This window comes from Nostoc edaphicum CCNP1411 (assembly GCF_014023275.1).
GTDB lineage: Bacteria > Cyanobacteriota > Cyanobacteriia > Cyanobacteriales > Nostocaceae > Nostoc > Nostoc edaphicum_A.
In genome coordinates this window covers 890,826-913,808 of record NZ_CP054698.1, presented here as the reverse complement: position 1 = coordinate 913,808, position 22,983 = coordinate 890,826, and the positions used below count along the sequence as shown (strand labels likewise).

Sequence of the window (22,983 nt, the reverse complement as noted above, 5' to 3'; positions counted from 1 at the left end):
TCTATTATGATTCACTTATTTTAAGTAACTCAACACCTTGCAGAACGCGGCAGCATAAATTTCTCGCCCTCTGCTGCAAATTTACCGCGAACCATCAGCACTGTTTCATCAAATGTATGGACGAATGCTTGCACATCTTTGACATCGAGAAGTTCTGGACTAAAGTAAATCACTACTTCTTCAATGGGTTGAGGTATTTTACTAAGAATATTCTTCAAAGAGCATATCTGCGTTGTCACTAGATCAAAAAGATGAAGTCGGTTATCTTCTATCTCCATGCACGCGATTAAATCTAAATCTTCGGCATGGTATAAAGTACGACTTCCTTCATTGAAGCAGAACACAGGTTTTTCGTTGACTACGCCAACTATATTAGAGACAGGAGCGCGTGTTTCCAAAAGTCTGTGTAACAATGTGTAATCTTTGATATCTGTAAAATTCAGTGTTCTGAAGCTATCAGTGCTACCTGTGGAGTTACATTTAACTTTGAAGATGTGTTCTTCGATTACACGAAAGCCAAAAGGTAAGTAAAGCTCTGGTTGTGGTGTCGTCAGTACCAGGGTTTCGTAAATGCGATCGCGATCGCAATATCCTAGCACTTCCTCCATCACTTCGCGGTAATACCCTCTCCTGCGAAATTCTGCACGAGTAGCTACTCCATGAATTCCTCCCACAGTGAGCCTTTGTCCCATAATTTGCATGGGAATTTCTAACACTCCGACATGGGTAATAGCTATATCATCATGAAAGCGGATAAAGGGAGTTGAAGCTGTTTCCCAGGATGCACCTAGTTTTCTTGCACATTCTGCTAAACTGCTGAGTCCGGGAAATGTGACTTCCATCAAGTCAAAAAGCTTATGGCTTAAGCTGGGATCGTCAGAGAATGACTGTTTGAAGCGATACTGGATCATGGTTCAAGTATTACGAGCAATTTCAGTAAAGACTACAAAATCAATTCCAGCGAATCCAGAAAAAGGGAAATTATAAATGGATAGCAAGAGCGCCTCCAAGGTTTGACACAATATTTCTCAAGCCTGAGTCTCTTCAAATAATACTAAGCCATACTTCTCGCCAGTAGGCAAAAAGCCAATTCCTCGATAAACAGCTTGGGCTGCTTGGTTATTATGACCTGTAAATAGGATGGCACGTTTTACTCCCTGCGATCGCGCATCTAACAACGAGCCTGCTACCACACTTTTGGCGTAGCCTTTACCGCGCAGGGCTGGCGGTGTCCAGACTCCACCAATTTGCACAATATCAGGTAGACTGGCATTGAAAGCAGAGTAGGAAACTGGGGTATCTCCTGCTACCAAAACCCAATGCATAGCCGTAGTTTGATATGCTTCAATTGCGAGACGGCAAACAGGTTTTAAACTGGGAGTATCTCTTTGTCCTAAAGTTTCCATACTATAGGCAACACGCCATTCTGTGAGTAATTCCAACTCCTCTGGATGTGGTAAACGACACTCTACCTTTGCTGATGCTAAAGCTTGAGGTATTTGCAAGTCTCGCAGTATTAGAGAAAACAATATCTCAAACTCATCAAGCTGAGTTGTTCGGTTGCTAAGTCCCAAAATGCTTTTTGTCGCTTCGACTTGTGCTGCTGGGCCACTAATTCCAGAGATGGCACGTCCAGATTGTGCCACAACTGCTTGTACCACCTCTTGCAGATATACAGGGGCTTGAACTACAATCATCCCATTCCAAAAATGGGCTGCAACTGCCACTATACTTTCATCTATGTAGGCTGCTACATAAGTTCCTTGAAATCTGGCACCTTGGTCAAGCAGTCCCGCCGCTCGCCAATTAGAGCGCAAAAACATAGAAGTATCAGTGTGTTGCAAGAGAAATGCTTCCAGCGATACTTCATCTCCAGGTTGCAGAGTTCTCAAAATAGGCACAAAAACCTCCTAATAATTGAAAGGGACACAGCCTAACTGTGTCCTAAAAGCTACTTCAAGATGCTAGGACTGGCGATAGCAGGCAAACTCCATTGTAAAAGTAGCCATCCCAGAAGTAAGCGATCGCAACTCTGTAGAATACCCAAACATTCTCGCCAGTGAGACTTCTGCGCGAATCACCGTGTATCCCTGCATTGTCTCGGAACCCAACAACAAACCCCGACGAGAGGATAAGTCACCCTGAACCCTTCCCATAAACTCGTTGGGTGTTTCCACTTCTACAAGCATTATGGGTTCGAGGATGTAGGGTTTTGCTTTGGCGATCGCACCCTCAATTGCTTGATGAGATGCTGACCGGAAAGCCAACTCTGAAGAGTCAATTGGGTGATATGAACCACCATCCAAAACGACTTTCACCCCAGTTACCGGATAGCCTTGCAGCTTTCCTGATTGCATCGCCTCACGGAAACCCTTCTCGCACGCCGGGATATATTCTTTGGGAATCGCACCCCCAACCACCCGATTCTCAAAGACAAACGGTTCGTCTGTGGGTTCAATCCACCCAGTAATATGGGCGTACTGACCGGGGCCGCCTGACTGTTTCTTGAATCGGTAGTCAAAGGTAGCTTGTTGTCCAATGGTTTCCCGGTACGCCACGGCGGGAGTACCGACGTAGACCTCGGCATTATATTCTCGTTGGATGCGCTCCAGGTAAATTTCCAAGTGGAGTTCGCCCATCCCAGAAATTAGAGTTGCTCCTGATTCGGGATCGATGCTCAACCGGAAGGTAGGGTCTTCCCTTTGAAAGCGATTGAGTGCTTTGGAAAGGCGATCGCTATCTTCCTGTTTTTTGGGCGTAATCGCCAGCGTAATCACTGGTTCCGGCACAAACATCTTCTCTAGAGATACCAGTGGTTCCCCAGAACAGAATGTATCACCAGAAGCACAATCGACACCCAACATAGCGACAATATCCCCAGCAACGGCAACTTTTACCTCTTCTCGCTTATTGGCGTGCATTCTCACCAAGCGACCGATTTGCACCCGCTGTTCAGTCCGTGAGTTGTAGACGGTATCACCGGGTTTGAGCATCCCAGAGTAAATCCGGGTATAGGTCAACTGCCCAAAGGATTCAACGGTGAGTTTAAATGCCAATGCCACTAAGGAAGCATCGGGGTCAGGGGAGAGGTTACAGGTGATAGATGACAGGGAATTATCTGTACCCTGTAACCTGTAACCTATTCCCTTAACTTCCCTATCCACGGGAGATGGTAGATAAAGCGTAACTGCATCCAATAAGTTTTGCACTCCTTTATTTTTGAATGCCGAACCCAGCAGTACAGGCGTGAATTCTAGACTCAAAGTTGCTTGTCGGATGGTTTCCCAAATTAATTCTTTAGGAATCTCCTCACCCGCCAATAGCATCTCGGTCATCGATTCTGAGAACAGCGACAAAGTATCTAGCAGCTTGTCGCGTGCCTGTTGCGCCTCATCCCTAAGAGGTTCGGGAATTGACTTTTTCTCCCAGTTTTCCCCGTTTTCACCTTCAAAGTAGTCAGCAGTCATTTCTACCAGGTCAATCACTCCCTGGAATTGGTCTTCACTGCCGATAGGATACTGGAGCAATACTGCATTTAGTTGCAAGCGATCGCGTATCCCCTGTACTACACGAAATGGATCTGCCCCCGTCCGATCCATCTTGTTGATGAACGCCAAACGCGGCACACGGTAGCGCTTCATTTGCCGATCCACCGTAATGGATTGGGACTGCACACCTGCCACAGCACACAGCACCATTACTGCCCCATCCAATACCCGCAGGGCACGTTCCACTTCAATTGTGAAATCTACGTGTCCAGGTGTATCAATCAGGTTGATTTCGGTATCGTGCCACTGGCAGGTGGTAGCAGCGGAAGTGATGGTTATGCCATGTAGTTTTTCTTCTGGCATAAAATCCATCGTTGCACCCTTACCGCCTCCCCGCACTTCCTCAATAGCGTGGATTCTGCCCGTGTAGAAGAGAATTCGCTCTGACAGCGTAGTTTTACCAGAGTCGATGTGGGCAGAGATACCAATATTTCGGATGCGTGTTCGGGGAATCATAAAATTTCCTTTTGTTCAAGCGACAAACAGTCATCAACAGAGTGGTGATATATTTTGTATTATATATGTAGTATAGATAAAAGACAAGGCTGATAATACAGAAAAACCGTTGATTGTTGCCCTAGTTGACGTTTAAATATAGGTATTCAAGCGGAGGAAATGAAAGCTTGAAATTGATATTGGTAGCTCCCAGTTATTTGTTGTGTGCAGCCTTTCAACAGCATTTTAAAGACCTACACTGTATTGCATTCTGCCTTCTGCATAGCTGCTTTCTTCACGTAACCTGAGTTCGGGATAAGCTGAAACCCTTATTGTATTGTTGATTTATTCTGGTATCTGCCAACCTAATTGCGTTATTTTCGCTAGTTAACGTTGAATTAACCTCCTTAACCCGAATTCACGTTAAATTTAGGCAAATAAATCTTAATACTCAGGTGAAAGATAGAATGGTAGGTTTTTTACAGCTTATCTATCCATAGGTACTGGATAAAAATTTTCAAGTAGCTTTACTTCCTCCTTCCAAAGACGAGGAAGAGTTTCCCGCCGTAGTACTTCTTACGGTAAAAAACCTTCTATTCTTTTTCCTGTCATTCTTTCCTCATTTATCCGCTCCCTTGCGTCCATCGTCTTTCCCTCCTTTGAGTAATGATAAAGACTCTACGCTCCCTTCTTTCCTACGCAGCTTTAACTACTATTGTTTTCGTAGCTGTAGTCACAACCCAGTTAGTAACTACGCACAAAACTTCTGCGATCGATAACATTACACCTACCGTTACTCACTCGTTTAATAGCAGTAACAAGTCCGATGGTTCGACTTCAGAGGCAATATCTGTACAAAGCAGCGATAGTAACCTTTACGGTACGAGTTATGGGGGAGGCGCAAATGATAAAGACCTGATTTTTAAGATTCCTCCTAATAGTAGTAATTTCAACCTTTTCTATTTGTTTAAGGAGAAGGATGGTGAAAGGACTAATCTTAAAGTCGCGGCTAACCAACCTACCACGAGCTTATACGTCTACGTGTCTCCCACAGGAAGCGACACTAAAGGCGATGGATCGCTAGGCAAGCCATTGAGGACGTTGGCGTATGCAGCAAAACGAGTTCAACCGAATAAAAACTACACGATTTATTTGAACCCAGGTGTCTATAGGGAGACGGAAGCGACGGTACTTCCGCCGGGAGTGAATATCGAGGGAGCAGGTGAATCAAGGGTGACTATCACTAGCAACGGTGCAATTCCTGCTCCGGGAGTAAACACAGGTAGTAGCAATTGGAGTCTTTTGCATCATGGAAGTATTATTCAGCTTGTCTCGCCTAGCTACTCCGGCTCAAGCCCTCGGTATGGCCCTCCTTCCGAGATGATTGGGGCGACAGATGGTAATCAGACGTTAGGCGGCTTCACCATAGACGGGAACGGCAAAACCATCAAAGCCGGCATCTGGGTAGAAAATCGTAACAATGTGACTGTGCATAATGTCACATTCAAAGATTTCCAGCACAGTGGTGCAGTTTTTACTCGTGGCGATATGTGGTGGTTCGTGCCGCTTCCAGAGGGAAAGTGGATGAAAAACACAACGATACATGATTGCACATTTATCAACTCCGCAGCGGATTGGGTATCGGGAGGATCTACCGGGAACCTCAGACTTGGAGGGCTAGATGGTGCCAACATCTACAACATTACTATCCGAGAAAATAAAGGATACGGCATAAAGTTCATGCATGTAGGTCATCTACGTAATGTGAAGATTCACGATTGCGACATCCAGGTTCCAGAAGTTGATTCCCAGTGGAGCGAAGATGCTTCCATTGAACTTTGGAATTTGAGTTATGGAAACGAAATCTACAATGTTGCCTGTAATACGTGGTTATCGATGGTCAATCATTCAGTAATGAATGAATACCAACCGACAGCTAAAAACCCAAGTAATCTCAAGATGCGAAATGTACGAATAAAAGATATTGACGGACAGAGTGTTAAGGAGTCAATCGAAGTTGCTTTGAGCGGAGTTGAGATATCCAACTCCTACTTTCAGGATAAGGGCTTCGGTATTGCGATCTGGGGAGGGAAAGCATGGGGTGGAAGTATAGAAAATCAGAACATCAACATCCACAATAATATTTTCGCAAATGTTGCTCGTAAAGTTCAATTTAGTTTCGGGAAAAGTGCTGCCATCTTCATTCCCGATTCAGCTTCCAACATCAATATTCACAACAATGTATTCGATAACTTAGGGAATAGCCTACAACTCGACTCCGCAGACAGGATATCGATCAAAAATAATGTGTTCTTGAACTCTCAAGGAGACGATGTACAAGGAGGTAAGAACATTGCTTTCACTAATAATCTCCGCAGAAATACGAACTCAGCAAAGCCAACTTGGCAGATCCAATTCGCGGTTAATGCGACAAACATCCAGGGTGATCCAAGATTTACAAGCACGGGCGACCGTTGGAACTCTTACTATAAGCCGGCTTCGTCACGCAGTCTTGTGGTGGATAGAGGAACTTATGTAGGACTTTCTTACTCCGGTTCGGCACCTGACATCGGTCGATGGGAGTGGTAAGAAATGATAATAACGTGTGAGTAGTATTGAATGCCAAATAAACGCTTTTATCACATTGGCTTTGGGCAAGATGATTTAGGTTCATCACCTCCCAGCATTGCTCTATTATCTGGCGATCCAGAGCGATCGCGTCTAATTGCCCAAACTTATTTACAAGATGTACGCGCGTTGTCAGAAAATCGCGGACTCAATAGTTATGTGGGATACTTACCGAATGGTCGCAGTATCTTATCAGCTACAAGTGGTATGGGTGCGCCTTCATTAAGTATTGTGGTCAATGAGTTGGTACAAGTAGGAATCCGGCAAATTATTCGCATTGGCACTTGCGGTTCCATTCAACCTTATATACCAGTTGGTAGCGTTGTTATTAGCAGTGCAGCACTATGTCGCCAAGGTGCAGCTTATGACATTGCACCTGTGGAATATCCAGCCGCAGCCGATCCTTTTCTGACAGTCGCTTTAGTTAAAGCCGCACGAGAATTAGAGGTTGAACATTACATCGGAATTACGGCATCAGTTGATACTTTTTACGAAGGACAAGAACGCACTGATTCCGCAAATCCAAATTTAATGCGATCGCTGCATGGCATTACAGAAGAATATCGGCGCTTGAATATCTTGAATTACGAGATGGAATCCGGCACACTATTCAAAATGGCAGGAGTATATAATTTTGCAGCAGCAGCTATTTGCGGTGTAGTTGCTTCGCGTACAGATGGTGAAAATATCATTTTGGAACAAATAGATATTGCTGTGAAAAATGCGATCGCAACTGCTGTGAATGCCGCAGCAAACCTTGAGTAAGTTAACAAATTTCTCTGATATGACTTTTTATAAGAAGAATTCAGAACTCAGGAGTCAGAATTCAGAATTGAATTGGAGTCCAACTGGGTAATGAATATTGGTTTAAAACCTTGCCCGCAAGTGGCGCGAAAAAATTAAAATATTCTTACCTTAAAACCTGGAGTTTATGGGTAGAGTATTCTGAATTCTGTTAGCGCAGCGGGGCGTAGCCCATTCTGAATTCTGACTCCTGCTTTATTATGCCAGATTTAATATGCTCTAAGTAGTTTGATCATGTCTTTACCCAATCTTTAATTTATAATCAGTAATTCTAGCTAGAATGTATTGAGTAGAGATGCAATTTTATCTGATGAAACACATATATAAAAATATTTTTTATGGCAGTTATCAGTTTGTATGCAATGCATTTTGACCTCTCTCCAAACCTCTCTCCTAAAAGGAGAGAGGCTTTGAATTGTAGGTTGGGTTAAGCAAAGTACAGAAGTAGCGTGAATATCATAGAAAACTATAGTAATCAAAAACAATAAAAGTTAAAATTATTATTTAGTGTAAATTAATAAAAGTTGCTTTTATAGATTAAGTAGTTGAGATTTTAACACCATATTTTGCAGCAACTAAGTAAGTGGGCAAGAATAAATAAAACTATATTAAGTAATTTAAAATTCAATTGAATTAGCTCGTAGTAAAGGCTTTTGCCCTTAAGAGAGGACTAAAGTCCCCACTACAAACCTTTAATTATTTACGCCCACTTACTTACGATGAGTTTAGCTATTAAAAAAGATCACAAAAATTGTAGGTTAATATAATATGAATAATGCTTGGAAGCGTTGGAATACGACCGTTAATCTGGCTGCGATCGCACTCATGCCGACGCTGATATTTTTAGCATTCTCTCATCGGGCAACGGCTGACGATCCAGGAGCATGTTACATGATAAACTCCTCTGGCAAAACCGTTGGATTGGGAAGGCTTTGTGGCAATAGTAGTAATATAGCCGCACCTTCAGATAACAGAGTTTTTCGAGTCTCAATCAAACGCCGCTTTGGTGGAACTCCTGTAATTGATGTCACCTTCAACGACAAAAAAACCTTTGAAATGATTGTAGATACAGGTGCTAGTGGAACCATTATCACTCAAGGTATGGCGAATACACTTGAACTACAGGCTACAGGCTCAATGCAAGCTCAAATTGCTGATGGTAGCGAAGTAGAATTTCCAACCAGTAAGGTAAAATCTATAGCAGTCGGTGGAGTGACAGCCAATAATCTTCAAGTTGCGATCGCACCAAAAGGAAGCATCGGCTTACTAGGCCACGATTTCTTTGGGAAATATGACATCAAGATTCTGGAGAAAGAGGTCGAATTTCATTACCGCTAACGTTTGCAGGTAGCAACTTATTGAGGTTTTTATCGAACAGAATTCAGGAGTCAGAATTCAGAATTCAGAAGGAATTTTGTACAACTGACGAATAGCGCAGCGTAAACCCTTCTCTTTCAGAGACGCTAACGCGAATGGCATGGCAACTCTTGGAGACGCTACCGCGTAGCTCGCTTCTCCGTAGGAGTAGCTGAGAGCGAGTATTCGATAGCGAAGCGGTAGCGAGTATTCGAGCGTCGTGTCTTGATTCTGACTGCTGAATTCTGACTTCTGAGTTCTTCTTCAATCAGCATTCAGCATTCCTGAAGCAGGTTAAGAGCGTTATAGAATAAAAGAAATAAACCTTAAATACATTACGCTGATTCAGCAGAATTGCCCATGACCACTTCTAAACGCCAATACCACATTACTACTTTCGGTTGTCAGATGAATAAAGCTGACTCAGAGCGCATGGCTGGCGTTTTGGAAGACATGGGCTTTGAGTGGTGCCAAGATCCGAATAATGCAGATGTGATTCTCTACAATACCTGTACAATTCGGGATAATGCTGAACAAAAAGTATATTCCTACCTCGGCAGACAAGCGAAGCGCAAACATGACCAGCCTGATTTAACCCTGATTGTTGCTGGTTGTGTTGCCCAGCAAGAAGGAGAAGCACTGTTACGGCGAGTGCCAGAATTAGATTTGGTAATGGGGCCACAACACGCCAACCGCCTGAAAGATTTGTTGGAGTCGGTATTTGAGGGCAACCAAGTTGTAGCAACCGAAGCAGTTCACATTATTGAAGATATTACCCAGCCGCGACGGGATAGTACAGTGACAGCTTGGGTGAATGTGATTTACGGTTGTAACGAACGCTGCACCTATTGCGTAGTTCCCAATGTGCGCGGTGTCGAACAATCTCGCACGCCGTCAGCTATCCGGGCTGAAATGGAAGAATTAGGACGGCAAGGTTACAAAGAAATTACTCTACTCGGTCAAAATATTGATGCTTACGGCAGAGATTTACCTGGAGTCACACCAGAAGGTCGGCATTTGAACAATTTTACAGATTTGCTGTATTATGTCCATGATGTGCCGGGGATCGAAAGGCTAAGATTTGCTACTAGTCACCCCCGTTATTTTACTGAGAGATTAATTCAAGCTTGTGCCGAGTTGCCCAAAGTGTGCGAACACTTTCATATTCCCTTTCAATCTGGGGATAATGAACTTTTAAAGGCAATGTCGCGGGGTTATACCCATGAGAAATATCGTCGGATTATCGATACCATTCGCCGATATATGCCAGATGCCTCCATTAGTGCCGATGTAATAGTCGGTTTTCCTGGGGAAACAGAAGCACAGTTTGAAAATACCCTGAAACTGGTAGAAGATATTGGCTTTGATATGTTGAATACAGCAGCATATTCGCCGCGTCCAGGGACACCAGCCGCGTTGTGGGATAATCAACTGAGTGAAGAAATTAAAAGCGATCGCCTGCAACGGCTCAATCATCTGGGAAACTTGAAAGTAGCAGAGCGATCGCAACGTTACTTTGGACGCATTGAAGAAGTTTTAGTAGAAGACCAAAATCCTAAAGATCAAACTCAGGTGATGGGACGCACTGGCGGTAATCGTTTGACCTTTTTTAATGGCAATATCCAAGAACTCAAAGGGCAGTTGGTAAAGGTAAAAATTACCGAAGTTCGCCCTTTTAGCTTGACGGGTGAACCGGTTGAAGTGAGGCAAACGGTTTTGCAGTAAGAACTAGTTGAGGATTACTCCTGACTTATGATGAAGTTACCGCAAACGATTTCAGTTCTGCTTTTTGGGGCTAGCTTGGCTGTACTTTCCCCTGAACTTTGTACTGCTTTCACTGTTCAAGAAGTAGCTAACCTTGCCCAAGCATCAAGCGATTTGCCAGTAGTCAAATCAGCAGGACTGTCCCCTGATATGAATGTGCCTTGGTCGAAACCCGTGAGAATCGTTGACCCTTTTGAAGGAGAGTTTCTTGGGGTTTTCGACCGCAACTCATTAGGTGGCTATTTATACCGTGAAGGTTCAAAGCAAGTTATTAGTTTGTGGACTCCTTCGAGCATTCGAGTACTGATAACAGTAAATTCGGGTCAAGCCAGTTCTTATTTTTACACCGCAGGTCATGTTTATCCCAGAACTGACTATCTTAGGTTTGCCACTACTAAAAAAGTTGATAAACTTTTGCTCAAGGTCAGGGAAAAAGTTTTTCAATTAGACGGGTCAACCGGCACGTTTGCTGTCAGTCAAGAATTAGCCACTGCTTTAAAAAATGCTCCAGATGAGAACTTAGACATCAGACTAGTCTTGGAAGGAGGCCAAACTGTTGACAGCGAAATTGGCAAAGAAACGGTGAAAGCTTGGCGCGAGAAGGCAAATTACACGACAAACGCTTTCATGACGAAGATGACATTGCAGGCAGTGTACCTGATGAAATTCCAATTGAGGTAGACTCTGGTTTTCAGGGCATACAAAAGCAGTATGACAATCTCCGCCTCCCACACAAAAAGCCCAAAGGGGGCGAGTTAAGTGATCTTCAAAAAGCAGAGAATCGCCAATTGAGTCAATCTCGTGTAGTTTGCGAAAATGCCTTTGCTGGTGTGAAGCGCTACAATGCCGTCAGCGTGATTTATCGCAATCGAATTGAAAACTTTGATGACCGCTTGATGCTGACCGCAGCAGGATTATGGAACTTCTACTTGACTGCTGCTTAAGAAAAGCCAAATTGCAGACAGACCAGCATTGTCTCACTCATCTTTTATTTCCCGACAACTCTATTATCTTTTATTGATCAAAGAAAGATTTTTCCCCTCTCATCAGGAATCTATCTGGTCAAACTTGTTTATATATTTAGACTTCTTTACAGTCCATACTGTAGGACTTACGCAAAATTATACGCGCTCTGGGTTAATACCCTGCTTTTCGGCTATTGTTTGCGTTCTCTACTCACGTGTTCTCACTGACAGCCTGACTGTCTAAGCAGTATATTTGTGTTTATCCCTTAACGATTATGGTAAGTTTTAAGCTTTCAACTTCGTTATTGTATACCAGTAAGACAGCTAGGGGCTGACAGTGCGATCGCATTTGGGTTAATACAGTGTAGTGAAATCATTTATACCTCTCAAGGAAATCAACCCTATGAAATTTGGTATTGACATCGGACATAATTGCCCTCCTCACGATACAGGAGCAACAGGCATCAAACAAGAAGATGCTTTAACTAAAGCAGTTGGGACACTACTGATCCAAAAACTCAAAGCAGCAGGTCATACCGTTATTGATTGCACTCCTACAAGCGCTAGTAGTGTAAATGATTCTCTTAGGCAGCGAGTCAATAAAGCGAATAATAATAACGTTAACGTCTTTGTATCGATTCACTTTAATAAATTCAACACTAAAGTCAATGGTACAGAAATTTTCGCCACTAGTAATACATCAAAAGGTATTGCTCAATCAGTTTTAAAAGAGATTCTTAAACTTGGATTTAATGATAGAAAAGTTAAAAATGCAGGTTTTTTTGTTCTGAAGAATACACAAATGCCAGCTATTTTGATTGAATGTTGTTTTTGTGATGCCAAAGTAGATATGGATCGCTTTGATGCTGAAAAAATGGCAGAGGCAATTAAAGATGGATTAATTGGTGACTCAGATGATGATGAACTCAAATCTGATAAAAAATACGTTCTGGAAATCACAACAAAAACTGTTTTAAAACCTTCCACAGAACAGGCATCAGAACTGCCAAAAGATTCTGTATTTGATATTGAACCAGGAAGTTACCCAATTTTAGATGTCCGTTTTGAGGAAAACCATTATTGGGTTAAATTGCCTGATAAAAGTAAAGGAAACAGAGATGAACATTTTGTTTTTGCCGGATATAGTAAAGTTATAGAAAAAGATTAACTAATTATATCTAGATCATTCGTTAACACCTAGAACAGTTCCCTGACTTCTTAGCTCGACTTTATCCATTTTTTTGCAACGCTCAATCTTACACTAAAAGCTTTGTGGGACAGTAATTTTACTTTTTCGATTTCACCGATAATCAGTGACATGGAAAAAGTTTTTGCCAAAAAGCTAGAGTTTTGCCGTATCAAGAGAACCAAGTTTTTAATTTTGGATAAAGTCGAGCTTAGAGGATGTTTGAAAAGTGTTGCGCTGTGAATTTAGGCACTTTTAGATCCCCCCTAACCCCCCTTAGAAAGGCTACCGTGTATACACAAGTCGAATTACCCCCCTTAATCCCCCCTTGGCAAGGGGGGAAATAGAAAATCTAGTTCCCTCCCCTTTGCAAGGGGAGGGTTAGGGTGGGGTAAAACCTTGGTTAATCAGCTATTTCAGACTTGTGTATACACAGTAGCTTAGAAAGGGGGGAACCGGAATTAAAGTCCCCCAATTTATCGGGGGATTTAGGGGGATCTAAAGGTTTTGATATTGACAAGAGGACTTTTAAAACATCTTCTTAGAGAAGTTGAGGATTTACAAATACTTTTTAAGGAGACAAATCTATGTCATTACTAGATGATTTAATCAAAACCTATTTTAATCAAGATTTAGCAACAGTATTTACACAAGTTGGCATTGAAAATGCAAAAGTTACCGATATAAATCGACAAATTCTTAAAGAAGTTACCCTAGCTCAATGGTTACTAGAATCTTCTAGAGGTCAAAGTGATCTTGCTGTCAATGCTAACAATTTTGCCGGATTAAAATGGCGAGATCCTGACATGAAAGGTTTTGCTGAACCGTTAAAAATCAAAGTTCCTTCTGAGCTAGAAGAAGTAGAATTTTGTAAGTTCCAAGATATTGATGCATTTATTGTTGGTTATTGGAAGTTTTTAACCCGCACTCCCTATAAAGGCTTAGAAGATTACACCAATACACCAGAAAACTTCCTTGGTTTTCTCAAGGGTAAAGGCTATTCAGCTGATCCTAACTATGTTAATAAAGTTGTAAATCTGCTTCCAGAGGCGCAGAATTTATTGGCTAATGCAGGTGTAGTTGTTATTTCCCCAGTAGAAAAACTACAGCTAATTCGTGCCCCTCAAGAAGTGGAAGTAGGACAAAGTTTCCGGGTTGAAGGTATAGCGCGTTTAGCTGACAGGGGCAAAATTTTATCGGTGATGATCGATAACAGATTTCCAGCCCCAAGTGTAGCAATTAGTCAGGATGGTAAATGGCAATTCGATTTAGTCTTTAAACAAGAAGGCGATCGCACTATGATAATTGCTGTTGAGGATCAAACTCTAGAGATTAAAATTAAAGCTATCGTTCCTTTCGATCACAAGGACGATGAGAACACTCAACAACCTACAGCATCTAGTTTACCAGGAGCGAAGGTAATTAAACTCAGTGGTAGTGTAGGAATTGGCGGAGTCAATAAAGATGATGATGTTAAGGCTATTAAGGCGCGATTGTATGAGCTAGGCTACGAATGGGTCGGTGATCCTAACAGTGCAGACAGAGACAGAGGACTATTTGACGCAATCAAATTATTTCAATCAATTATTGCTGGTCGCAGTACTCTTAAAGGTGATGGTCGAGTTGATGTTGGTGGCATAACTCATCGATGGTTGCAAGCAGCTAACGCGCCACGGTGGGAGTTGATGCCAAAAAGCGACACTAATAATGGTTTTGTAAACGGTGAACTGGAAGACACCCAAGATAACCACGATTTTGGAACACACTGGTTAGCTGATGTGGTCAAAGAAATTGCCCAAGACTATCAAAATAGTTATCGCAATACTCATCCCAAAGCTGCTTTCTTTGCAATTAACGATGTTAGTCTGCCTCATGGAGGTGATACTCCCGACCATCAAGGGCATGAAACTGGCATGATGTGCGATGTTTACTTACCCAAAAATAATGGGGCTTTTGGCGGCATTTTTTGGTCGAGTTCTGAATATGATCAAGATGCTACGCGAGCTATTCTCAAGTCTATTCGTAAGCAAAAGTTGGTAAAGGCGGGGGCAGTTTTCTTCAACGATAAAAAGCTAATTCAAGAGGGGCTTTGTACCCAGATGATTGGTCACGATCATCATATTCACTTTGAAATTAACCCACCAGTCAGAAGCTAATAGAGAGTCCGGTGTTTGGTGCGTGGAAGAGTTGCTGACAGAATAACTTTTACAATTTCTGACCTGCATAAATTGATCGCACCTCGCCATTACGCCGGATAACAGCTTCGCCATTACTAACATCTACTAATGTCCAACCGCTTGAGCCGATACTTTCACCCATATTGATGCGGCGAGTCACGCCATCGATTTTAAACAAAGCGGCGGATTTATTGCCCAACTCTAGCAATCCTTCTAAAGTATTGGTGGGAGCCTGTGCGATCGCAGTTGCCGGATATACTTGTTCCTGGGTAATAGTTGGTTCTGAATCTGGGGCGAGGGCTGCACGCAATGGAACTACTGGTAATGCAGGTAGAGGCTTGGGTGTTTGCCGCACGGTAATGGGTGCAGTTTTCCCAGCCACAGGTTTAAGTTCGGCTCGTACAGCAGCAGCTAACATATTAACGCTTACAGGCTTGCTAGCTTGTCGCACTGTATTCAAAGCATTTTTCACCACATTAGGTTGAGAAGCCTGTAACGCACTGGCAACTTTTGGTAAAAGTGTAGGAGTCCCAGGAATCGCTGGGAGGGCATAGCGCATTGGCGACGGCGCTTGATAAACGGGAACGTAGATGCGCTCAACAACGTTTCCAGAACGGTTAGGGGCTGGTGGTGTATTGTTAGCTAGAAGTGGAAGTGGTGGTAGATTACCAGATGCTTGCCCGTTACCAAGGGCTATTTGGTTAGTATTTGCCTGAGTGGAGAATCCCGTACTGACAGATTTTTGATTGCTTTTGGCTTCTTGCTTATCTATAACTGCCAGCGCTCCCAGCATGTAGTCAACTAACTCTGCCTCAATTTCTGTTTTGACGGGCAACTGCGATTGTGGTTGCTGCACTAAAAGCGCTGACTCAGGCAATTTGCTATTTAAAAGATATACGACTCCAGACTGCACCAGGTAGATCATACTAGCGATCGCCACGCCTAAAGTTGTTCCGACAATCAGCAGTTTGCCCAAAGCAGGACTAGTTTTCTGACGCTTTCTACTAACTGATTTAACAGTGGCGCTGTCAAACACAACAGTACTCAAGTGCTTGTGCTTATCTTGAGCAGCTGACTGCACTGTTTGGTTCAGTGTGTTGGGTAAAATAATCTGCGGTATGGTAACTGTTTGCAGAGGCACGTATTCTGTAGGCGATTGGGAAGAAACCTTAGCAAAAGACTGGCTCGATTTATTCTGCCTAACAGTTTGAGAAGGCAGATTATCACTAACATCCAGAATGTAGTCGATATCGGCAAAGAGTTCATCCATTAAGCCATCAGCATAGTTTTCTATCGACCAAGGCTCGTTGGCGATTAAGTCTTCTGATGGTTCTGGTACTATGAGACGGGTGCTGGCTTCTTTTAACATAGACGTTCTGGGTTGTTGCTAGGACGGGGAAACGCCGCCCCTACTGCCTGGAAATTATGATTATTAATGAAACATCCAATCTCGTCCTATTGAGACGAGTTGATCGAGTGTTGGTATTAAAGTCAACTTTCATCTGGGGATTGTTGATGATGGCACTACTAATAGTTATGTCATCTATCATACCAATCCCCTCGCTTACTACTATACTCAGTCTTTATGAGCTTGGTGTTAAGCTAAGGCTGGAAACTCTGACTGGCTCTTGCTTCTACGCAATTCTAGATATAATAATAAGGCATTAATATCCGCTGGGTTTACACCACCTATACGTGCAGCTTGACCAAGAGTGAGTGGTTTCACGTGAGTCAGTTTTTCCCGTGCCTCTTTAGAAAGAGTATCAATTGTTGTGTAATCTAAATCCGCAGGTAACTGGCGGTGCGCTTGGCGGGCAATTTGGTCAATTTGATTTTGTTGCCTAGCGAGATAGCCAGAATACTTGATGTCAATTTCTGCACCTTCTTTTTCGGCGCGGTTGAGGTTGGGGTTTCCTAATCCGAACCTGTCGAGGTCAACGTAATGGAATCCCGGACGGCGCAGCAAGTCATTAAGGGTAATGGAACCTTTAATTAATTGTTGGGTATTAGATGCGATCGCTATTCCAATTTCATCATGTTCTTTAACTCGTGTAGTTTGCAATCTTTGTTTTTCTGTGGTGATATTACCCTGTTTTTCGGTAAATATATCCCAACGGCGATCGTCAATTAAACCAATTTCTCTTCCCAAGGGTGTTAAACGTTGGTCGGCATTGTCAGAGCGCAATATTAACCGGTACTCAGACCTACTGGTAAGCATCCGGTAAGGTTCCCGCAGGTCTTTGGTACACAGGTCATCAAGTAGTGTCCCAATGTAACTTTGCTCGCGGGCAAACACAATCATTTCTTGAGAGCGAACAAACCGAGCTGCGTTAATTCCTGCTACCAGCCCTTGGGCTGCGGCTTCTTCATAACCTGTGGTGCCGTTAATCTGCCCAGCACAAAACAGTCCAGCAATCTTCTTAGTCATCAGTGTGGGGTAACACTGAGTTGCTGGTAAATAGTCATATTCCACAGCATACGCCGGACGCAGCATTACACATTTTTCCAAACCGGGGAGAGTCCGCAACATTTGTAGTTGCAAATTTTCTGGTAATCCTGTGGAAAACCCTTGGATATAAAGTTCGGGTATATCCCTTCCTTCTGGTTCAATAAAGATTTGATGGCTTTCCTTATCAGCAAAGCGCACAATTTTATCTTCAATACTGGGACAATAGCGTGGCCCTTTAGCTTCCACCCAACCGCCATAAACTGGCGACAGGTGTAAATTATCCTGAATTAAGCGATGGGTTTCGGCGGTTGTGCGGGTAATGTAGCAAGGCATCTGTTCCCGTTCTACCCACGCTTCTGGGTCAAAACTGAACCAGCGCACATCTTCATCTCCTGGCTGGATGAGCATTTTACTATAATCCACCGATCGCTTGTCTACCCGTGCTGGAGTTCCAGTTTTGAGTCTGCCGGTTTCAAATCCTAGGCGATTTAGGGTTTGTGTCAAGCCTTCAGCCGCAAATTCTCCAGCCCGCCCAGCTGGCATTGATTTGTTACCAACCCAAATTTTGCCTCCCAGGAAGGTGCCAGTTGTCAAGATAACTGCTTTACATTGGAACCCTACACCAAAATAAGTTTCAACGCCGATGACTTCACCATTAGCGCCCAGCACCAAGTCAGTTGCCATACTTTCGCGGATTGTCAAGTTTTCTTGGTTCTCAACAATATTTTTCATCACCGCTGCATATTCGCGCTTGTCCGTCTGGGCGCGTAATGCCCAAACAGCAGGCCCTCGTGAAGAGTTGAGGATACGTTTTTGCAGGTAGGTGCGGTCTGCTACTTTACCAATTTCTCCGCCAAGTGCATCTACCTCATGAGTCAATTGGGATTTAGCCGGGCCACCCACCGCTGGGTTACAAGGTTGCCAAGCGATTTTATCCAAGTTGAGCGTCAATAGCAGGGTACGACAACCGAGGCGTGCAGAGGCGAGAGCCGCTTCGCAACCGGAGTGACCTGCACCGACGACTATGACATCAAAAGCGTCTTGAAATTCAACGGAATTGTGCATCGTCATACTTACAGGATCGGCAAGCTTAGAGTTCTTTTCAATTTTAACTGTTCCAGTGATTTCATGGATGTATCTTTCTAATAAAAAAGTTATCAAATTTACTAGTACTCAATCAAAGACAAGTTTCTATTTTTAAACTTGAGTATTAAGTAAAAAAGATTATATTTTTTAAATTTTATGGCAATGTTCCGGGTTGCTGCTCAAAGCTATTGTTCACATGGTTAGCAATCAAAACAAAATAATTGATTCCTAGTATGTATGAGATTTTTTGTATAAGTTGTACACAAGCATAACTAAATATCAGTGATTTATCTCTATCTCTATTCTTTATTTTTTCACTCAGCAATAACAGATATTTCCCAGAAGTTAATTAATTTTATTTAATCAACTAAGTAATTATTTAAAGATGAAACTCACCTTCAAAAAGAAAAAATCACTTAATAGAATTATTAGAAAGATAAGTTTCATTAGTATAGTTATCTTGATAATTTTTATATTAGTAGCTAGCAATGAGATTACCCACCACAAAGTTGCTATAACTGCCCAACCATTAAACGGATGCTTGAGTAATGATTCATTAATTTGTACAGATACCTCTAAAGAGACAATATCAGAACCATTTATTCCCAACCCAAAATTAAATCATCAACAGCGTTTTTTATCTGCGATCGCTAGAAATTTAACCACAATTCCCCAGCCTGGTACTTATGAATATATTTTGCTACGAGCTTATGGTGCAGTCTTTGTAAATCAAGATATCGGGATGAAACTACCACCAAAACATATCTTTGCCAATGAACAAGAAACCCAAGATTTTCAAGCTACTTTAACAATGGGTCATGTTGATGGCAGTAAGGACTGTTACTTACAAAAGTCTGCGGCTGAGGCTTTAAATAAAGCGCGATCGCTACAAAGAATTCCGCTAAAATCTGGTTATGGTTCTGGTGATTGTACTCGCACTTTCAACACGAATTTAAGATTTTGGTACAAATATGCTAATAATCAAGTTTTGGCAAAAGTTAAAGCGGGAAAAGAAACAAAAATTCTCGGTTTAGTTGCACCTCCTGGAACTTCACAACATCTCTGGGGATTAGCCATTGATTTACGTGTAGGTAGTCAAGAACAAAGAAAAGCTCTTAATCAAAATGGTTGGTTTCAAACTGTAGAAAACGATATTCCACATTGGACTTATGTAGGTTTGTCTGAAGAAAATTTACCTCTGTTTGGTTTTAACAAACAAGTTGTCCGGGGGATTACTTATTGGATTACGCCATTATGATTTTTAGATAATATGAAAACTTGGGAATACTAATCTAGAATATATGAAAAAAAGTGTAGAGACGTAGTATTGCTACTTCTTTACAAGGCTTCTGGATAATGCATATTTAATTTCTGGAGATGTCTACATCCAAAACCACACCCTTGATTTTCTATACTCCCCTCTCCATTTTGGAGAGGGGTTTGGGGTGAGATTACGCCGGATAAATCCGCAATCTTCTGTTTGGTTCTTCGCCAAAACTATGCGACTTGAGGCGATAATGTTCTACCAACTCATGTTGCATTTTACGGACTTGGGGAGAACGCGGTAATAACTCGACTGGCTGTCCTTTCGGAATCACAATTTGCTCAACGGCAAGTCTAGCTTCTTCCAAGGCATCCATCTCATCATCGCTACCGTTGTGTAAAAACAGTTGCAGTTCTCTATCATCGGCCATTTCTGGGTCGTCGATGTTCAATAAGCGCCGCAAACCACGGGTAATTTGGGGAATGGTGCTGGACTTAATCATGTGGATGGGTACATGACGCGCTTTAGCCATTTGGCGTAATTTGGCGTGGTTTTTGACGTGCGATCGCAGTGCTAAAATTGCATCTGCACTATCTATGTCTTTTGTCAATACCACCGGCAAAGTTAGCACACTAATTACCTGTTCTAGTTGATGGCGGCTAACGCCATAAGGGTAAACGTGCAATGGCAAATCTTCACCATTGGGCCCTGGCTGTCTGGTAGCAGCATCTAAATCAATGCTTTCAGAATAATTGAAGGATTCATCCAGCAAACGATCAAACTCACTGCGTCCAGTCACCCGCTCTACAGGCAATTGTGGCAGTGCGACCATTTGTCCAGATGAACGCCAGCCATTAGACGGCCGCGCCGGCGGAAAAGAATCCTCCACTATCCCTAGCTGTCCACCGCGACCGTTAACAACAGCTAACTGCCTTGTAACAGCAACTTTGCCGTGGTCATCAACAGTTCTCGTTTGTGGGGTAGCCTGACGCCCCCGCAGCAGATTATCTACGGTGTCAGCAACACTTTCGTGTACTACCCAACGTTGACGTTCCAACATTTCCACAGCAATTTCAAAGGTAGGAGGGGCTTTACGCTCCAAAACAGTCTTCTGACTGCCCCGGCGTCTAGCTTCGTCGTCTCCCAGTGTCACAGCTTGGATACCCCCAACTAAATCAGCCAAGGTGGGGTTTTTAATCAGATTTTCGATCTGATTTCCGTGGGCAGTACCTACCAACTGTACACCCCGTTCCGCAATGGTACGAGCCGCTAAAGCTTCCAGTTCTGTGCCAATTTCATCAATGACAATGACTTCTGGCATGTGGTTTTCCACTGCCTCAATCATCACCTGATGCTGTTGATCTGGATGAGCCACTTGCATCCGCCGAGCGCGACCAATGGCGGGGTGGGCAACATCACCATCCCCAGCAATTTCGTTGGAGGTGTCAATAATTACGACTCGCTTATGCAGATCATCCGCCAAAACACGGGCAATCTCCCGTAAAGCAGTAGTTTTGCCCACGCCTGGACGCCCCAGCATGAGAATCGATTTACCAGTTTCTACCAAATCGCGGATCATGCCAATGGTTCCGAATACCGCTCGACCAACGCGACAGGTCAAGCCAATAATCTTACCCGTGCGATTGCGGATGGCGCTGATCCGATGCAAAGTTTGCTCAATTCCTGCCCGATTATCTCCGCCAAAGGTTCCGACTCGTTGAATGCAATCATCTATCTGTTCTTGAGTAACGGGTACTTCGCTCAAATACTCAGCTTGATTAGGAAAGCGAGCCTCTGGGCGACGACCCAAATCCAAGACCACTTCTACTAAAATATCTCGTTTGGGATGACTCTCTAGTACTTGTCGCAGGTCTTGGGGCAAAATGTCTAATAACTTTTGGAGATCGTCTGTAATCGTCATGCTTTCTATGGGAGAGATAGCGAGGACATTTGCGTGCAGGAGAACCCGCTCTGGGTATTTTCCGAACGAGCGATTAACGCTCCTGCTGTGACTTGATCTGGGAAACGAGAGAATGGGCAAGTTCTACAGCTTGCCAAAGTAATTTATCATCTTCTTCTAGGCGAACAGTCGCCTTCACATTAGTGTTACTTACCTCCTTATTCTCTAACTGTTCGAGAATTGGTGACAGCAGTACGCGGGCGTAGCTACCGTAGGCAATTCCGGCGATGTAGTGCTGAGTGCTGGGTGCTGAGTGCTGAGTAATATAATCTTTCTCGGCACTCATAACTGGTAACTCAGCACTGTTTAACAGTCCCATTGCCTTTAACTTAGCAACCGTATAGCTATTAGTGCCGCCTGCTAACTGCACATATCCCGGTAACTTTGCTGCCAAAACTTTTTGCCCTAATTTCACCGCGGCTATTGTGGTGCCATCGCCAATATCACCACTCATCGGACGACCGTCGGTCTGCCAAATTAAAGCACCCTTGAGTGGGGTAATCAGGTCATACAGCGCTTTCAGATAGTCAGTCATCCCCTCGCCATCGGGACAGCTGATGGCTAGTAACTTTAGTTGATCGGCCCACGGTGAAATTGCTTGCCATAATTGCTCAAATTCTGCCAACCGCCCAACTTTTGTATGGATTTCTACGGCATCTACTCCCGTTGATATTACCAACGGCGCGATCGCTGCCGGCGTTGACACATACGATGATGTATAGATCATATCGTATGGACAAATTGGTATGCAACGACCGCAGCCATAGCACTTTTCGGATACTACTCCCGAAAAGTCTTCTTTTCTATTGTTAAACACAATTGCTTGTGCGGGACAAATCCGTTCACACGGTCTAGGGCAGTCTGTAGGACACTCACTAGGATTAAATTCTGCTTTCCGAAAATGGGGGTCTTCTCCATCGTTCAGGCTAACCATCAAAAAGGGTGAGTTACCTGTGTAGCCAAAGCCTCGCTTTTGGGCATCCGTAGCCAGAGTTTTAGCTACTTGTAGCCCTGCTTGCGCCGCCGCAATCACCGCTGGATCAGCTGCAACATCTATGCAGTCAGCGCCCGCCAAAGTATAGGCTAACGTTAAACTTCTGACTGCCGGCAAATGCTGGAAGCTGGCTCCGCAGATCAGCTTGAACCAGTCACCTTGTTTGAGAGATTGTAAAGGGGCGAACAGATCAGTCACTATTCTATTATGCGTTTATGCGACTAAAAATAGTAGTCTGTGATCAAGAAAAAGTCCGGATTTCCTGATTCAGGCATTGGGGACTGGGGATTGGGGAATTCGGGGCCACCTCTGGGGATTAGGGGGAATGGGGATTGGGGTTTCTATCCTTGCCTAACCTATGACCCAA

At 43.3% G+C, this 22,983-nt stretch carries 17 protein-coding genes; 9 read left to right on the top strand and 8 right to left on the bottom strand.

The features are described from left to right. Nucleotides 1-29: 29 nt before the first annotated feature. From HUN01_RS06505 to fusA, 3 genes are all read right to left on the bottom strand, one after another. Nucleotides 30-911 carry a GNAT family N-acetyltransferase gene (locus HUN01_RS06505; RefSeq protein ID WP_181930585.1) on the bottom strand — a complete coding sequence of 294 codons (882 nt, stop codon included), beginning with the start codon at nucleotides 909-911 and terminating at the stop codon, nucleotides 30-32. A 117-nt stretch (nucleotides 912-1,028) separates the two neighbouring features. Then, nucleotides 1,029-1,901: a GNAT family N-acetyltransferase gene (locus HUN01_RS06500; RefSeq protein WP_181930584.1), complete on the bottom strand. Its 873-nt coding sequence runs from the start codon at nucleotides 1,899-1,901 to the stop codon at nucleotides 1,029-1,031. A 63-nt stretch (nucleotides 1,902-1,964) separates the two neighbouring features. Next, entirely contained in the window at nucleotides 1,965-4,004 is a 2,040-nt protein-coding gene (fusA, locus tag HUN01_RS06495; RefSeq protein WP_181930583.1) for an elongation factor G, read from the bottom strand. A gap of 645 nt (nucleotides 4,005-4,649) precedes the next feature. Between fusA and HUN01_RS06490 the strand changes: the two genes are divergently transcribed. The 3 genes from HUN01_RS06490 to HUN01_RS06480 all read left to right on the top strand — a co-directional run bounded on the left by HUN01_RS06490 (nucleotide 4,650) and on the right by HUN01_RS06480 (nucleotide 8,753). After that, nucleotides 4,650-6,572: a right-handed parallel beta-helix repeat-containing protein gene (locus HUN01_RS06490; RefSeq protein ID WP_181930582.1), complete on the top strand. Its 1,923-nt coding sequence runs from the start codon at nucleotides 4,650-4,652 to the stop codon at nucleotides 6,570-6,572. A gap of 30 nt (nucleotides 6,573-6,602) precedes the next feature. Beyond that, complete coding sequence (locus tag HUN01_RS06485; protein ID WP_181930581.1) at nucleotides 6,603-7,376, top strand: nucleoside phosphorylase; 774 nt, start codon at nucleotides 6,603-6,605, stop codon at nucleotides 7,374-7,376. Between the two features lie 807 nt (nucleotides 7,377-8,183). Then, nucleotides 8,184-8,753, top strand: a complete 570-nt coding sequence (locus HUN01_RS06480) for a retropepsin-like aspartic protease family protein (RefSeq protein ID WP_181930580.1) — start codon at nucleotides 8,184-8,186, stop codon at nucleotides 8,751-8,753. A 158-nt stretch (nucleotides 8,754-8,911) separates the two neighbouring features. Here the strand turns inward: HUN01_RS06480 and HUN01_RS35985 are convergent, their stop codons facing one another. Beyond that, nucleotides 8,912-9,046, bottom strand: a complete 135-nt coding sequence (locus tag HUN01_RS35985) for a hypothetical protein (protein WP_257798108.1) — start codon at nucleotides 9,044-9,046, stop codon at nucleotides 8,912-8,914. Between the two features lie 85 nt (nucleotides 9,047-9,131). On the opposite strand from HUN01_RS35985, the gene miaB reads away from it, so the two are divergent. The 5 genes from miaB (at nucleotide 9,132) to HUN01_RS06455 (ending at nucleotide 14,842) form a co-directional block, all read left to right on the top strand. After that, complete coding sequence (gene miaB / locus HUN01_RS06475) at nucleotides 9,132-10,496, top strand: tRNA (N6-isopentenyl adenosine(37)-C2)-methylthiotransferase MiaB (RefSeq protein WP_181930579.1); 1,365 nt, start codon at nucleotides 9,132-9,134, stop codon at nucleotides 10,494-10,496. Between the two features lie 27 nt (nucleotides 10,497-10,523). Next, nucleotides 10,524-11,216 carry a hypothetical protein gene (locus tag HUN01_RS06470; protein WP_238846025.1) on the top strand — a complete coding sequence of 231 codons (693 nt, stop codon included), beginning with the start codon at nucleotides 10,524-10,526 and terminating at the stop codon, nucleotides 11,214-11,216. Continuing rightward, the gene (locus tag HUN01_RS06465) at nucleotides 11,126-11,479 is read left to right on the top strand and encodes a transposase family protein (protein ID WP_181930578.1); all 354 of its coding nucleotides are present in this window, start codon (nucleotides 11,126-11,128) and stop codon (nucleotides 11,477-11,479) included. Before HUN01_RS06470 ends, HUN01_RS06465 begins: the two co-directional genes overlap by 91 nt. Nucleotides 11,480-11,903: 424 nt before the next feature. After that, nucleotides 11,904-12,668 (top strand): N-acetylmuramoyl-L-alanine amidase, encoded by a 765-nt coding sequence (locus tag HUN01_RS06460; protein ID WP_181930577.1) that lies wholly within the window; start codon nucleotides 11,904-11,906, stop codon nucleotides 12,666-12,668. 605 nt (nucleotides 12,669-13,273) lie between these two features. Next, nucleotides 13,274-14,842 carry a glucosaminidase domain-containing protein gene (locus HUN01_RS06455; protein ID WP_181930576.1) on the top strand — a complete coding sequence of 523 codons (1,569 nt, stop codon included), beginning with the start codon at nucleotides 13,274-13,276 and terminating at the stop codon, nucleotides 14,840-14,842. A 49-nt stretch (nucleotides 14,843-14,891) separates the two neighbouring features. Here the strand turns inward: HUN01_RS06455 and HUN01_RS06450 are convergent, their stop codons facing one another. Then, nucleotides 14,892-16,232: a hypothetical protein gene (locus HUN01_RS06450; protein ID WP_181930575.1), complete on the bottom strand. Its 1,341-nt coding sequence runs from the start codon at nucleotides 16,230-16,232 to the stop codon at nucleotides 14,892-14,894. Between the two features lie 228 nt (nucleotides 16,233-16,460). Next, nucleotides 16,461-18,383: a tRNA uridine-5-carboxymethylaminomethyl(34) synthesis enzyme MnmG gene (mnmG, locus tag HUN01_RS06445; protein ID WP_069071627.1), complete on the bottom strand. Its 1,923-nt coding sequence runs from the start codon at nucleotides 18,381-18,383 to the stop codon at nucleotides 16,461-16,463. 400 nt (nucleotides 18,384-18,783) lie between these two features. On the opposite strand from mnmG, the gene HUN01_RS06440 reads away from it, so the two are divergent. Continuing rightward, on the top strand, nucleotides 18,784-19,656 hold the full coding sequence (locus tag HUN01_RS06440; RefSeq protein WP_181930574.1) for a D-alanyl-D-alanine carboxypeptidase family protein: 873 nt from the start codon (nucleotides 18,784-18,786) through the stop codon (nucleotides 19,654-19,656). 193 nt (nucleotides 19,657-19,849) lie between these two features. Here the strand turns inward: HUN01_RS06440 and HUN01_RS06435 are convergent, their stop codons facing one another. Together HUN01_RS06435 and ldpA are read right to left on the bottom strand one after the other, a co-directional pair. After that, nucleotides 19,850-21,583 carry a R3H domain-containing nucleic acid-binding protein gene (locus tag HUN01_RS06435; protein WP_181930573.1) on the bottom strand — a complete coding sequence of 578 codons (1,734 nt, stop codon included), beginning with the start codon at nucleotides 21,581-21,583 and terminating at the stop codon, nucleotides 19,850-19,852. A gap of 73 nt (nucleotides 21,584-21,656) precedes the next feature. Beyond that, a complete protein-coding gene (ldpA, locus tag HUN01_RS06430) occupies nucleotides 21,657-22,814 on the bottom strand; it encodes a circadian clock protein LdpA (protein ID WP_181930572.1) in 1,158 nt (385 codons plus the stop codon). Nucleotides 22,815-22,983: the final 169 nt, after the last annotated feature.